Below are 13,483 nucleotides of genomic sequence, written 5' to 3'. Positions count from 1 at the left end.
GCGAAGCCGGTGGGCACGGCCGGGTGCGCGGCTCCGTGCAGGGTGTCCTCCAGGGCGATGAGCGAGCGCATGCCGTCGCGCGCCGTACGCCCGGTGTCGGCCTGGCGGAAGTGGTCGTTGAACACCTCCAGCGACAGCGGCCCGGCGTAGCCGGCGTTCAGCGCGTGGCGGACCAGCCCTGCCACGTCGAAGCCGCCCTGGCCGGGGAAGCAGCGGTAGTGGCGGCTCCACTGCAGCACGTCCATGGCGAGCAGCGGCGCGTCGGCGAGCTGGAGGAAGAAGATCTTCTTGCCGGGGATGGCCTCGATGCCGATCGGGTCCGAGCCGCGCGAGAGGATGTGGAAGCTGTCCAGGCAGGTGCCCAGGTTCGGGTGGTCGGCCATGCGGACGATCCGCCAGGCGTGCAGGTACTCGTTGACGTGCCGTCCCCAGGCCAGCGCCTCGTACGCGATGCGGATCCCGTGCTCGGCGGCCCGTTCGGCCAGCAGCCGCAGCTGGGCGGCCGCCAGCTCGTCGTCGCCGTCGGCCTGCGGCGAGACGTTGGAGCAGACCAGCAGCAGGTCGGCGCCGAGGCGCTCCATGACGCGGAACTTGCGCCCGGCGCGGCGCAGATTGCGTTCCAGCTGGTCGGCCGGGACCGCCTCGAAGTCACGGAACGGCTGGTAGAGGTCGATGCCGAGCCCGAGGTCGGCGGCGCGGGCCCGGACCTCCTCGGGCGGCAGCGGGCAGGCGAGCAGGTCGTTCTCGAAGATCTCCACGCCGTCGAACCCGGCGGCGGCGATGGCCTCCAGCTTCTCGATCAGGGTGCCGCTCACCGACACGGTGGCGATGGACTTGCGCACGTCTCCTCCTCGCGGACACTTCAGGCGGTCACCAGGTCGGTCAGGTGGGCGAGCATGCGTTCGGCGTCGGGCTCGCGGCCGGTGAACAGGCGGAAGGCGTGCGCGGCCTGGAAGACGACCATGCCGCCGCCGTCCAGCGTCCGGCAGCCCATCGCCCTCGCCTGTTTGAGCAGCTCGGTCTCCAGCGGCCGGTACACGATGTCCGCTACCCACAAGCCGGGATGCAGCACCGACGCGGGAAGCGGCAGCCCCGGGTGGTGCGCCATGCCGGTGGGCGTGGCGTGCACCAGCCCGTCCGCCCCGGCCAGCAGCGACGGCAGGTCGTCGCGGCCGGCGGCGCGTGCCCGCCCGGCGCCGAAGCGGGAGCCCAGCTCGTCCGCCAGCCGCACCGCCCTGGCGTGGTCGGCGTCGACGACCGTGATCCGGTCGGCGCCCAGGGTGAGCAGCGCGTGCGCCACGGCGGCGCCCGCGCCGCCCGCGCCGAGCTGCACCACCCTGCGGGTGACGGCGTCGGGCAGGCCGCGGGCGAACGACTCGGCGAACCCGGTCCAGTCGGTGTTGTGCCCGATGGCGCGCTCGCCGTCGAAGACGACGGTGTTGACCGCGCCGAGCATGCGAGCGTCCGGTGACAGGTCGTCCAGGTGCGGGATGACGGTCTGCTTGCACGGGTGGGTGACGTTGAGCCCGTCGTAGCCGAAGCGGCGCGCGGTGCGTACCACCTCTCCGACGTCCAGCCCGAGCCGTTCGGTGTCGAGCAGCCGGTAGACGTAGTGCAGCCCGTGGTGGACGGCCTCCCGCTCGTGCAGCGGCGGGCTGAGCGAGGGGCCGATGCCCGAGCCGACCAGCCCGGTCAGGAACGAGGCCATCCGTTCTTCCTCTCCGGCAGTGGGGACTGTGCGGGGACCCCTCCTAATGTACGGACTAGTGAGTTACATGGCTAGAGAGCGGTCACGCCAGTCCGTGCAGGGCGGCGATGACCTGGCGGCCGGTGGGAGTCGTGAAGTCGCGCACCATGTCGGCGGCGAAGCCCGCCACGGAGGTCACCACGCCGCCCGCGGCCTCGATCTGCCGCAGCGCCGCGTCCTCGGTGCGGGCGGTCATGCCGCCGCACGCGTCCACCAGCACCTGCACGGCCAGGCCGTCCGCGAGCGCGTCGAGTGCGGTGCGCAGCACCACGATCTCCGTGGTCACCCCGCAGACGGCCAGCGTACGGCGGCCGGTGGCCAGGACGGTCTCGCGCCAGGCGGTGTCGTCCCAGCAGGACGGGCCGGTGCGCACGTATGGCTCGGCGTCGGGCACCTCCTCGATCACGCCGGGACCACCCGGCCGGGGGGCGGCCGAGACCGTGAACGGGATGCCGAGGGCGGGGGCGAGCCCGGCCAGGACTTTGACCGAGCGGCGGATGGATGCCGCCGGGTTGGTGGCACTGATCTCGACGATGCTGTCCTGGAGGTCGGCGAAGACGAGCTGCACGGAGGAGGGGTTCAGCATGGTTCAGTTCCTTAATCGTTCATACTCTGAATGATATGTGTACGGTAGCATTGACCCCGTGAACGATGTCAAGCTGACCTCCACGCTCGCCTTCCGGCTCGGCACGCTGGGTGCCGTGGTCACCGAGCGCTTCTCCGCGCGGCTGACGGCCCATGACCTCAAGCCCAAACAGGTGGGGCTCCTGGCAGTGCTGGATTCCGGCGCGGCGGCCTCCCAGCTCGACATCGCCAAGCTCATGAACGTGGCGCCCAGCCTGGTGGTGTCGCTCGCCGACCGGCTGGAGGAGCTCGGCGCGGTGCGGCGTGAGCGCGACCCGTCCGACCGGCGCAGGCAGACGCTCACGCTCACGGCACGGGGCCGGGACCTGCTGTCCGCCTGCACCGAGGCGGCGGCCGAGATCGACGCAGAGCTGACCGAAGGGCTCGGCCCTGAGGAGGCGGAGGTGCTGCGCGGCGCCATGCGGAAGCTGGCCGGCCGCCACGGCCTGCCTGCCGACTAGGCATCCCGGCCAAGAATTCGCCAGGTCATGGTGATCCGCAGGTTGTACCAGCGTGGGGCGGGCCCCGGCGCGGTATGACGACCCCAGCGAGTGATCGGGGGGAGCCGGTGGTGAGGGCCTTGGTGGCGGTGCTCGCGGCCGCCGCGGTGCTGGCGGGCGGTTGCGGCGGCGAACCCGGCGGGTCCGGCGCCGGCCAGGGCGGGCCCGGCCCGAGGACGGCCGCGCCGGCGCTCATCACGATGGAGCCCGTCCCGGCCGAGGGCAGCGGGGACCTTCCCGAGGCCGAGGCCCGGGTGGGCCTTGATTGCCAGACGATGCTGCGAAACCGCGATTTCGAGGCCGGGGCCGAGAAGATGGGACGGGTGGCGTCCTCCGGCGGCGCCACGGACGGCGAACGGGCCATCGCGCGGGTCTGCCAGGCGGCGGCGAACGCGAACATGAAGAAGTTCCACCAGGCCATGCGTCTCGCGGACCAGGCAAAGGGGGATCTCGACGCCCTTCCCCCCGCGCTGCGCATGCAGGCGCTCGAACTCCTCTACCACACGGAGCTGGTCAGCGCCGCGGGCGTGGGCGACACCGGCAAGGCGCGAGAGGCCCTTGACCATCTCACGGAGCTCGGACGCGATCCGAGCAGCTACGTCGGCGACGCGTGCGCGGTGGCGCCGGACCCGGCCGCTCTCCCGGAGTGCACGACGGCCACCGCGACGGCCACCGGGTCCCCGCCCGCCGAGCAGGGAACACCGGCGCCCCGGCCCGAGGAGTCGAGCACCGAGCCGACAGGTCCGGCGGAGGAGACCACCTCCCACGGCGGCGTCACCGAGCCGCCCGGCGAGGTGACCTCGGAGCCGGCCAACACCGGAAACGGCGGCCCCACGTCGAGAGAGTCGTGAACCCCGCGGACGACGGCGGCGAGCCCGGCCAGGACCTCGCTCGCGTGTGGGGCATCCTCGCCCACATCGTGGCGCCGACCACCCTCGTCGTCGCGATCATGATGTACTTCGGGGCCGTTTACACGAACAACATGTACGGGCGCCTCGGAGTGGACTCGAGCATGCTGGGCCTGTCCGTCCAGGACTACGTGCTGCGCAGCGTACCCGTGGCCATCGAACCGCTGGTCGTGGTGCTGCTGGCAGCCCTGATCGTCCCCTCGGCGCACGCCTGCCTGATCCGCTCCTGCACCCGTCATCGCACCGCCACGACCTGGTCGCTCGCGGCGGCGGCCGTGCTCGGAGCCGTCGCCGTCGGGGCGGGCATCCTGTCGATCGCCGGCCGGATGACGCAACTGCCGCCCATCTTCATGCCGATCTGCCTGGGCCTGGGAATCTTCGTGGTGGCGTACAGCTGGTCGCTGTACACCAGGTTCAACCCGCGCCAAACGATCTCCCCCGCGGGCCGGATGGTCCAGCGCACGGTCTGCGTGGCGCTCCTCTTGGTGCTGCTGTTGTGGGCGGTCACCGACTACGCGAGGCAGCGGGGACAGGAGAGGGCCTACCAGTACTGGGCCCACTCGGCGATGCTGCCGAGCACGGTGGTCTACGCGCCGCGGCGGCTCTACCTGGAGGGCCCCGGGATCACCGAGACGACCCTGCCCGACCCGAACGCGATGTTCCGCTACCGGTACACCGGCCTGCGCCTGCTGATCGACTCGAACCGGCGGTACTTCCTGCTGCCCGCCTGCTGGGCGACCAGCCCGGAGGCCCGGGCGATAGCCCTGCCCGCCGACGATTCGCTGAGGCTCGAGTTCTTCATGATCAGTCAGGCGCCGGACTGCCCGTGAGGGAACGTCATCCCCTCGCGCCCGCGAGGGAGCTGGAGTCGATGACCGGCCAGATCTCGGCCACCTTGCCGTCCTCCATGCGGAAGATGACGCAGGCGCGCACCTCCAGTGGCCTGCCGGTGGGCGGGAAACCGAAGAAGTCTCCCTCGTGCGTGCCGTGCAACGTCCACCGGGTGGCCACCCGGTCGCCTTCGGCGATCATGTCCTCGATGTCGAAGCGCATGTCGGGCAGCGCCGAGCGGAGGTAGCGGGCGGTCCGCTTGAGCGCCTCGGGGCCGGTGACGTCGCCGCCTCGGGGCGCGAAGCCGGGGCCGACGATCTCGTCGGCGACGTCGAGGTCGTCGGCGTTGAGCACCTCGTCGTAGAAGCGCCTGATGACATCCTTCATCGCGTCTTCCTTCCGGTAGGCTAGTCACTAGAGAACCATATCTCTAGCTTTCCTAGACACTTTGAACGCTAAGGAGTTTGGATGGCGATGTCAAGGCGTGCCGAGCTCGTGGCCCAGTTGCTCGAGGCGCTGCGCCGTACCAACGCGCTGTCGGTGGCGATGAGCCAGGGCGCCGCGGAGCGGATCGGCGTCAACACCACTGACCTGCACTGCCTCAACCTGCTCAGCGACGGCCCGCTGACGGCGAGCGAGCTGGCCAGGCGCGCGGGCATCACGACCGCGTCCGTGACCGGGGTGATCGACAGGCTCGAGGCGGCGGGGTACGTGCGGCGCGAGCGTGACAGCGTCGACCGCCGCAAGGTCGTGGTGACGCTCCTGACCCAGGAGGCCGCGCAGGTGATCGCCCCGGTGTTCGCCCCGTTCGTACGGGCGTGGCGCGGCGCGATGGACGGCTACACCGACGAGCAGCTGGAGCTGATCGCCGACTTCCTGGGCAGGACGGAGGAGGTCTTCCAGTCGGAGGTGGGGCGCATGCGCGCCCGGTGACAGCGGGAGGGACGCGGCTTCAGGCCATCCGCCGCAGGCTCCGCAGGGCCCACGGCGGGCAGTCGGGATGCGCCTCGGCCTCTTCGAGGGTGAGCCAGACCAGCTCGGCGACCTCCTCAGGAGCGGCCGCCACCGGGCGGGCCCGCGGGGGCAGTTCGCCGCGGAAGACCACGTTGATCACCGGGTCGCCGTCGTCGGTCACGAAGAAGGCGCTGTCCACGTAGGTGAGGTCGGTGCCGGTCAGGTCGACGCCGACCTCCTCCGCGACCTCGCGGCGCGCGGTCTGCTCGAGGATGCCGGACTCGACCCCGTCGGCCTCGGCCTTGCCGCCGATGCCGGCCAGCGTGCCGGGGGCGTGGGCCTCCTGGTGGCCGCGCCTGATGAGGAGCCAGCGGCCGTCCCGTTCCAGGAAGACCTCGACGTTGACCACGAAGGCCGGCCGACCGGCCCTGGTCGTGCAGGGGGTGATCGTCATGGTGGAACACTATGCCCGCGCCTCCCCTGGACCGGAGAAGGCGCGGGCACGCCGGCGGGGTCAGGCCCAGCCGTAGACCGAGCGGATGGCCGCGGCGATCTCGTTGACGAGGCTCATGTTGTTGCCGTTGGCGAGGATGGCGTAGCCGGCGCCGAGCTGCGGGTAGCCCTTGACGACCGACTTGAAGCCGTAGTTGGAGCCGTCGTGGGTGTAGGAGAAGCTCTGCGTCCCGGAGCCGGCGACGAAGAAGCCGCGCCCCATGGTGGGCTCGGGGCCGGGGGTGAGCAGCGTGCGGACGGACGCCTTGGTGAGCGGCCCGGCGATGTCGCCGGAGGCGGTCCACGCCTTGTTGAGGTAGCACACCAGGCGGCTCAGGTCGAGGACGTTGGTGTAGAGGCCGGCGGCGGCCGACTCGGGGTAGCGGTTGCGCTTGCCGGGGATCACGGCGCCGGTGGCGGTGTGGCCCGCGGCCAGCTCGAAGCCGGGCGACATGGCGTACGAGCTGTTCTTCATGCCGAGCGGCGCGAACACCTCCTTGTCCATGTACTGGGCCAGTGTGAGGCCGCTCTTCTGCTCCACCATCCGCTGCAGCAGGACGAAGCCGGCCCCGGAGTAGTGGAACTCCCCCCCGGGGCCGGTGCTGAGCTCGATCTTCGGGGAGTTGCCCTCGCCGTTCATGACCTGCAACAGCGTGGGCACGGTCGCGTCCGGGCCGTAGCCGGCGAAGCCGCCGCCGCCGGCGTCGAAGCCGGAGCACGCGCCGGAGGGGGACGTGGAGCCGCGGCCGATGACGCCGCCCCGGTGGGTCAGCAGGCGATCGATGGTGGGCACCGCCGTGCTGGAGACGCACGAGCGGCGCGGCAGCGTCCAGCCCAGGTAGGGGCGGATGTCGCCGGTCAGGGGCTGCTTGAGCGTCTGCATGAGGCGCAGCACGCCGATCGAGGCCACGGCCTTGCTGACGGAGGCGGCCTGGAAGGCGGTCTCGGGATGGGCTGCGGCGCCGCTGCCCGCCTCCAGCCAGCCGTACCCGGTGGACCAGGCGATCTTGTTGCCGACCACCACCGCGACGGCCACGCCCGGGGTCTTCCATGCGCTCATCCGCTGCCAGATGGTGGCGCCGCCCACCGCGTTCTCGACCTGCCCGACGCGGTCGGCGGGCAGCGCGGGCACCTTGCCGCGCGAGCCCAGCGACCAGCCGCCGCTCGGCGAGAAGGCCAGGTGGTGCAGCTGCCAGCCGCCGTCGCCGAGGGAGTTCATCTGCTTGAAGCAGGCGTCGTCGACGGCGCGCGCGTAGAACCGGTCCTGCGCGACGACCGCCCACCCGCCCTCCTTGGGGAAGGCGACGCGGGTCACCTTGCGCCCGGCCTGCGTCAGGTTCCGCATCATCTGATAGCACTCGTCGTCGATGCCCCGGACGAAGAAGCCCTGGGTGTCGGCCACCACCCAGCGGTTGCCACCGGCCGGCGGGAAGGCGACGTCCACGACCTGGCGGCCGGCGGCGTAGCTGTCGCTGATGCGCTGGTGGCACTCCTCGGGCAGGCCGCGCGCGGACATCCCCTTGTCACCGGTGATCACCCAGCGATCGCCGCCTTCGGGCGGGAAGGCCACGCAGTGGACCTTCCCGCCCGCTTTGATCATCTTTTCGAGCTCGGCGAAACACGCGTCGGGCACGCCGCGGGCGAAATAACGGCCGTCCTGCGTGACGATCACCCAGCCGCCTGACGGCGTGAACGCGACAGCGCTGATGCCGTACGGCGCCAGCTCGCCCAGCTTCGTCTTCAGCTCGTCGGGGACGCCGCCGGTGGCGAAGGGATAGCTCGCCGCCAGGGCGGGCCGGGCGAAGTCCACGGTGGCGAGGCCGGCCGCGCCGGTCAGGGCGAGAAAGCGTCTGCGGTCCAAAGGGGGAACTCCTTCAAGCGCTGATCACAAAGTGCGCTTGCATCATGGCAGACCGCTGAGGCTGCCTAGACCGACGGCGGCCCCTGCTCGACGCGGCGCAGCACCGGCGCGAGCCGCTCGTTGTCGGGGCTGTGGATCGGCTGCCGCTCGTCCCACCAGGTGGCCCCGGCCTCCTGCAGCGGCCCGAGCAGGTCGCGGGCCTCGGCCGCGCCGGCAGGGCTGACGCCGCCGACGACGATCTCGAAGGGGCTGTCGTCCTGGCGCTGCTCGCGGACGTACGAGACCAGCTCGCGGACCTGGTCGGCGGGCGGGTTGTAGCCGTGCGAGCCCGGCCCGAACAGCGGGACGGCGCCGTCCCAGCGGGCCGCCCGGCGCATGGGCCTGCGGTTGGGCCAGAAGCCGGCGAACCAGACCGGCGGGCGCGGGTGCTGCGCGGTCGGGGGCAGCAGGGCGACGTCCTCGGCCCGGTAGTGCCGTCCGTGATGGGTGACCGGCTCGCCGCTCCAGTAGCGGGCCAGCAGGTCGAGCCCCTCGTCGAGACGTTCGGCGAGCTCCACGGGGTCGGTGGGCTCGCCGAAGCTGCCGTACTCGTCCTCGATCGGCCCGCCCAGGCCCGCGCCGAAGATCACTCGCCCGCCGCTGAGCACGTCGAGCGTGGCGACCTGGCGGGCGAGCTGCTGCGGCCGCCGCCGGGCGACCGGGGTGACCAGGGTGCCGAGCTTGATCCGGGTGGTCGCCAAGGCCGCCGCCGTGAGCAGCATCCAGGGATCGCCGAACGGGCGGGGCCGGCTCTTGTGGTGGACGACGTGATCCCAGACGAACAGGGCGTCCCAGCCCGCCTGCTCCGCCGCGACGGCCAGCGAGGCCACGGTGCGGGGGTCGGCGAAGTCCCCGAAGTTCGGGATGTTGATCGAGAAGCGCATCCCGCCATGGTGGTCGGCCATGGCGGGTGTCGCAAATCCGTCAAGGGGTGTCGGCGATGTCGTTGGCGGCCACGTAGCCGAAGGTCATGGCGGGTCCGATGGTGGAGCCGGAGCCGGCGTAGCTGTGGCCCATGACGGCTCCGCTGGCGTTGCCCGCGGCGTACAGGCCGGGGATGACCGAGCCGTCCGCCCGCAGCACCCGCGCGCGGGCGTCCGTGCGCATCCCGCCCTTGGTGCCGAGGTCCCCGGGGACGATCTTGAACGCGTAGAACGGCGGGAGCCAGAGCGGGGCCAGGCACGGGTTCGGCTTGACCAGCGGGTCGGCGTAATAGCGGTCGTAGGCGCTGTCGCCGCGGTGGAAGTCGAGGTCCTTGCCGGTCGCCGCGAACCCGTTGAACCGGGTGATCGTGCCGCGCAGCGCGGCCTGCGGGACGCCGATCTTCTGGGCCAGTTGCTCGATCGTCCACGCCTTGTACGCGGCGCCGCTGTCGAACCAGGAGTCGGGCAGCGGCAGCAGCGGCGCGACGTCCTTGAACAGGTACTTGTCGCGGTAGTTCTGGTCGACGATCAGCCAGGCGGGGATGTGCGGCGCGCCGGGGGCGTTGCGGTCGTACATGATGTGGACGACGTCGCTGTAGGGGGCGGCCTCGTTGACGAAGCGCACGCCGTTGCCGTTGACCAGGACGCAGCCGGGCAGGGTCCGTTCGGACAGGCAGAAGTACGGCTGGTCGGGCAGCGGGATCATCGGGCCCCACCAGGAGTCGTCCATCAGGTCGAGCGCGGCACCGGCGCGCTCGCCGGCCTCGATGCCGTCGCCGGTGTTCTCCTTGGCGCCGACGGTCCAGCTCGTGCCGATGGGCTGGCGCTGGAACTCCGCGCGCATGGCCGCGTTGTGCTCGAACCCGCCGGAGCCGACGATCACTCCGCGGCGGGCCCTGACCGCTCCGCCGGGCGTGACGACGCCCGTGACGCGGCCGGACTCGATGAGCAGGTCGAGCAGCGGGGTGTTCAGCAGGACCGGGACGCCGGCCGCGGCCAGCCCGGCGCGCAGGCCGCCGGCCAGGGACTGTCCCATGGTGAGCGGCTTCTGGCCGCGCAGCGCGGCCTCGGTGCCCCGTGCCAGGCAGGCGGCGCTGACCTCGAGGCCCTTGGCGTTGACGGCGGCCAGCGTCAGCCACTTGTAGTCGGCGCTGTAGACCACCAGGCCGGCCGGGGTGGCCATGTAGGGGCCGTTGAGGTGGGCCAGCTCGGCGCCGAGGATGTTGCCGTCGAGCTGGGCGGGCTCGATGGAGCGCCCGTTCGGCATCCCACCGGGGAACTCCGGATAGTAGTCGGAGTAGCCCTCCATGAAACGGAAGCGCAGCGGGCTGTTCCGCATCACGAACGAGATCATGGCGGGCCCGGCGGCGAGGAACGCCCGCTGCCGCTCGACGGGCACCGTGTCGCCGACGACGCGGGCGAGGTAGGCGGCGGCCTTGGCCGGGGTGTCGGGGACGCCGGCGGCGAGGACGACCTCGTTGCACGGGATCCAGATGCCCGCGCCCGACCGGGCGGCCGAGCCGCCGAACGTGGAGGCCTTCTCGAGCACGACGGTGCGCAGGCCGCGCTTGGCGGCGGTCAGCGCCGCGGTCATCCCGGCGGCGCCGGCGCCCACGACCACGACGTCGTACTCGGCGTCGGCGCGGGCGGGCGCGCTGCCCAGCGCCGTGCCCGCCACCAGTGCGCCGCCTGCGACGGCGGCCCCTTTGAGCAGGGTGCGGCGGGTCTGACCTGCGGGGGTCAGGGTGTTGCCGGATCTCCTGGTCTCGACCATGCTGCCGAGCATGCGCTTGGTTGTTTTTCCTGTCAATGCATCAGGTGTTGACGCGACCGCCGATGCCTGGTGCCATGATCGGGGATGGTATCTACCAAGCAAGCATTTGTGCGGAGGAGATGTCATGCGACGCTTGGCCGCCGTGCTCCTGCTGCTCGCCGCGGCGCTCGTGGTGCCCGCGACGGCGGCGTACGCCGAGACGTGCTCGGCCACGCTCCCCCACCCTGACGGCCACGGCATCACCTGCCTGCGCGTCGACCGGCATCCGCAGGGCGACGGGTCCGAGCTGCGCGACGTCACCATGACCTCGACGGCGATCTTCCAGGCGGCCGGCGGCACCCCGGCGATCGATCCGCTCGCCCACGAGATCACCGTGCGCGTGTACCTGCCGCCCGGGTACGACCCAGGCCGGAGCACCCGCTACCGCTCGCTCTACCTCATCAACGGCGGCGGCGACAACTACGACGAATGGACCACCAAGGCGGACCTCGTCTCCCTGATCCGCACCACGCCCGGCCATCCCTACGACGGCATCGTGGTGATGCCGACCGGCGGCATGGCCGGCTGGTACAGCGACTGGGCCGGCCGCACCGACGGATATTTCGCGCCCAAGTGGGAGACGTACCACATCGCCCAGCTGGTCCCGTGGATCGACGCCAACTTCAACACGATCGCCAACCGGTCGGGGCGCGGGCTGGCCGGGCTGTCGATGGGCGGGTTCGGCACGCTCAAGTACGCCGCCGCGCACCCCGACGTCTTCTCCGTCATCGGCGCCTTCTCCCCCGGCATCGACCTGCGGGCCAAGCCGGCCCAGCGGACGCTCTCCGACTCGATGTGGCAGGCCGGAGCCGCGATCACGCTGGGGGACCTGGGGTCGTACCGGGTCAACAAGTACGCGAACGGGCTGCCCGTGCCGGACCAGCAGGAGCAGCTGGTGTACCGGCTGGACACCCTGTTCGGCCCGCACACGGTCAGCTCCCCCGGGGTCTACGACTGGCCTTCCGCCGATCCGGCGGTGCTCGTGACGCAGGGCAGGTACGCGCCGTTCAGCGGCAGACTCGGCCTGTACGCGGGCGGCTGCAAGACGCTGCCGCGCGACTCGTCGGGGGCGTACGTGCTCGGCGACGGCGACGACCCGGCCCCCGCGGAGTGCGGTTACAGCACCACCTCGCCGGAGAACACGCAGGCCAGCGGGGTCAACGAGGCCATACTCGGCTCGTACGCCAGCGTCTTCGACCAGACCCTGACCGGCCTCGGGGTGCGCCACCGCTACTGCTACGGCACGGGCGGCCACGACTGGAACTCCTGGCCCGCCGTCCTGGTCGACTTCCTCCAGTACGCCTACGGCACCGCCCCGGCCCGCTGCCCCAACGCCTGACGCGGTGATCCGCCGGGAGCGTTGCGGCGAATACGTACCGGGTCCATTCACCGATCTGGAAGGAGGCGCATCATGGCTCGTTGGCGCCGATTCGTGCTGACCCTGACCGTCGCGTTGTTCGCAGTGGTGGCGGTGGCGACCGCCGCGTCGGCCGGCATCCAGGGCAGCGGTTTCTGAGCCGCCCGCTAAGGGGCGGTCAGGGGTCTCCCTCTGGCCGTCCCGTCAGGGTCACCAGGCCACGTGGAGCGAGCGCAGCCCGTACACGACGTTGAAGGAGCGGAACTCGGCGGGCGGCCCGGCCTCGCGCAGCCCGGGGAAGCGCTCGAACAGGGCGGGGAAGGCGATCTGCATCTCCATCCTGGCCAGCGGCGCGCCCAGGCAGTGGTGCACGCCGTGGCCGAAGGCCAGGTGCCCCATGTCACCGCGGCCGATGTCGAGCCGGTCGGGATCGGAGATGAAGTCGGGGTCGCGGTTGGCCGCGGGCAGCGCGCACACCACCAGGTCCCCCGCCGCGATGCGCTGCCCGGCCAGCTCGACGTCGGCGGTGGCGACCTTGATCGTGCCCGTGTGCACGATGCTGAGCCAGCGCAGCAGCTCCTCCACCGCCGCGCTGATCCGCGACGGCTCCTTCCTGAGCAGCTCCAGCTGGTCGGGGTTGCGCAGCAGGGCCAGGGTGCCGAGGCCGAGCATGTTGGAGGTCGTCTCGTGGCCGGCCAGCAGGAGGAGCCCGGCGATGCCGATGAGCTCGTCGGTGCTCAGGTCGTCGCCGTGCTCGCGAACGAGCATGCCGAGCAGGTCCTCGCCCGGCTCGGCCCGGGTACGGGCGACCAGCTCGGCCATGTAGGCGCGCGACTCGAGCTGCGCCCCCGTCCGCTCCTGCACGGGCAGCGAGATGTCGAGGATCTTGCCGGTACGCCGCTGGAAGTCGTCCCGGTCGGCGTACGGCACGCCCAGCAGCTCGCAGATCACCAGCGACGGGACCGGCAGGGCGAAGGCCGAGACCAGGTCGGCGGGCGGGCCCGCGGCCGCCATGGCGTCCAGGTGCTCGGTGACGATGTCCTTGACGCGCGGCTCCAGGCGGCGCATCCGCCGCATGGTGAACTCGGGCGTCAGCATCTTGCGCAGCCGGGTGTGCTCGGGAGGGTCGAAGGCCAGCAGGTTGCCCGCCCGCAGCTTCTTGATCTCCTCTTCGCTCACCTGCGGCATGCCGGGCGCCCTGAACACGGCGCGCTGAGCGTTGCTGAAGCGCGCGGGGTCTCCGAGCACCTCTCTGACGTCGGCGAAGTGGCTGACCATCCAGGCCTCGAAGCCGAACGCCGTCTTCACCTGCTGGACGCGCTCCCCGTCGCGCGCCGCGGTGAGCTCGGGATCAGGATCGAACGCCGCGCGCCGCATGTACAGGGGCAGGGTCACAGACTCGCTCATACCGGCTCCTCGAAGGATCGGACCGTC

14 protein-coding genes are annotated in these 13,483 nt (G+C 71.7%); 5 read left to right on the top strand and 9 right to left on the bottom strand.

Annotated elements, in window-relative coordinates; genetic code table 11:
• The 3 genes from AB0J64_RS21280 to AB0J64_RS21270 form a co-directional block, all read right to left on the bottom strand.
• Positions 1-842, bottom strand: an 842-nt coding sequence (locus AB0J64_RS21280) for a sugar phosphate isomerase/epimerase family protein (RefSeq protein ID WP_364029181.1), incomplete at its 3' end; no start/stop codon positions are given.
• A gap of 20 nt (positions 843-862) precedes the next feature.
• Positions 863-1,708, bottom strand: a complete 846-nt coding sequence (locus AB0J64_RS21275; RefSeq protein ID WP_364029179.1) for a shikimate dehydrogenase — start codon at positions 1,706-1,708, stop codon at positions 863-865.
• Positions 1,709-1,790: 82 nt separating this feature from the next.
• Positions 1,791-2,333, bottom strand: a complete 543-nt coding sequence (locus AB0J64_RS21270; RefSeq protein ID WP_364029177.1) for an isochorismatase family protein — start codon at positions 2,331-2,333, stop codon at positions 1,791-1,793.
• A gap of 58 nt (positions 2,334-2,391) precedes the next feature.
• On the opposite strand from AB0J64_RS21270, the gene AB0J64_RS21265 reads away from it, so the two are divergent.
• From AB0J64_RS21265 to AB0J64_RS21255, 3 genes are all read left to right on the top strand, one after another.
• The gene (locus tag AB0J64_RS21265; protein ID WP_364029175.1) at positions 2,392-2,832 is read left to right on the top strand and encodes a MarR family transcriptional regulator; all 441 of its coding nucleotides are present in this window, start codon (positions 2,392-2,394) and stop codon (positions 2,830-2,832) included.
• A gap of 110 nt (positions 2,833-2,942) precedes the next feature.
• Positions 2,943-3,722: a hypothetical protein gene (locus AB0J64_RS21260; RefSeq protein ID WP_364029173.1), complete on the top strand. Its 780-nt coding sequence runs from the start codon at positions 2,943-2,945 to the stop codon at positions 3,720-3,722.
• Positions 3,719-4,609: a hypothetical protein gene (locus AB0J64_RS21255; protein WP_364029172.1), complete on the top strand. Its 891-nt coding sequence runs from the start codon at positions 3,719-3,721 to the stop codon at positions 4,607-4,609. Before AB0J64_RS21260 ends, AB0J64_RS21255 begins: the two co-directional genes overlap by 4 nt.
• 7 nt (positions 4,610-4,616) lie before the next feature.
• Here the strand turns inward: AB0J64_RS21255 and AB0J64_RS21250 are convergent, their stop codons facing one another.
• A complete protein-coding gene (locus tag AB0J64_RS21250) occupies positions 4,617-4,997 on the bottom strand; it encodes an ester cyclase (protein WP_364029170.1) in 381 nt (126 codons plus the stop codon).
• Positions 4,998-5,078: 81 nt separating this feature from the next.
• On the opposite strand from AB0J64_RS21250, the gene AB0J64_RS21245 reads away from it, so the two are divergent.
• Positions 5,079-5,543 (top strand): MarR family transcriptional regulator, encoded by a 465-nt coding sequence (locus tag AB0J64_RS21245; protein WP_364029168.1) that lies wholly within the window; start codon positions 5,079-5,081, stop codon positions 5,541-5,543.
• Positions 5,544-5,562: 19 nt separating this feature from the next.
• Here the strand turns inward: AB0J64_RS21245 and AB0J64_RS21240 are convergent, their stop codons facing one another.
• The 4 genes from AB0J64_RS21240 to kstD all read right to left on the bottom strand — a co-directional run bounded on the left by AB0J64_RS21240 (position 5,563) and on the right by kstD (position 10,653).
• Positions 5,563-6,018 (bottom strand): NUDIX domain-containing protein, encoded by a 456-nt coding sequence (locus AB0J64_RS21240; protein ID WP_364029166.1) that lies wholly within the window; start codon positions 6,016-6,018, stop codon positions 5,563-5,565.
• 60 nt (positions 6,019-6,078) lie between these two features.
• Complete coding sequence (locus tag AB0J64_RS21235; RefSeq protein WP_364029164.1) at positions 6,079-7,917, bottom strand: serine hydrolase domain-containing protein; 1,839 nt, start codon at positions 7,915-7,917, stop codon at positions 6,079-6,081.
• A 65-nt stretch (positions 7,918-7,982) separates the two neighbouring features.
• Positions 7,983-8,840, bottom strand: a complete 858-nt coding sequence (locus tag AB0J64_RS21230) for an LLM class flavin-dependent oxidoreductase (protein WP_364029162.1) — start codon at positions 8,838-8,840, stop codon at positions 7,983-7,985.
• Between the two features lie 40 nt (positions 8,841-8,880).
• Complete coding sequence (gene kstD / locus AB0J64_RS21225; RefSeq protein ID WP_364029160.1) at positions 8,881-10,653, bottom strand: 3-oxosteroid 1-dehydrogenase; 1,773 nt, start codon at positions 10,651-10,653, stop codon at positions 8,881-8,883.
• A 124-nt stretch (positions 10,654-10,777) separates the two neighbouring features.
• On the opposite strand from kstD, the gene AB0J64_RS21220 reads away from it, so the two are divergent.
• Entirely contained in the window at positions 10,778-12,031 is a 1,254-nt protein-coding gene (locus tag AB0J64_RS21220) for an alpha/beta hydrolase-fold protein (protein WP_364029158.1), read from the top strand.
• 228 nt (positions 12,032-12,259) lie between these two features.
• Here AB0J64_RS21220 and AB0J64_RS21215 read toward each other — a convergent pair whose 3' ends face one another.
• The gene (locus AB0J64_RS21215; protein ID WP_364029156.1) at positions 12,260-13,456 is read right to left on the bottom strand and encodes a cytochrome P450; all 1,197 of its coding nucleotides are present in this window, start codon (positions 13,454-13,456) and stop codon (positions 12,260-12,262) included.
• Between the last annotated feature and the right edge of the window lie 27 nt (positions 13,457-13,483).

It is taken from the genome of Nonomuraea sp. NPDC049695 (assembly GCF_040674955.1).
GTDB classification, from domain to species: Bacteria; Actinomycetota; Actinomycetes; order Streptosporangiales; family Streptosporangiaceae; genus Nonomuraea; species Nonomuraea helvata.
This window is presented reverse-complemented; position numbering and strand designations above follow the sequence as displayed.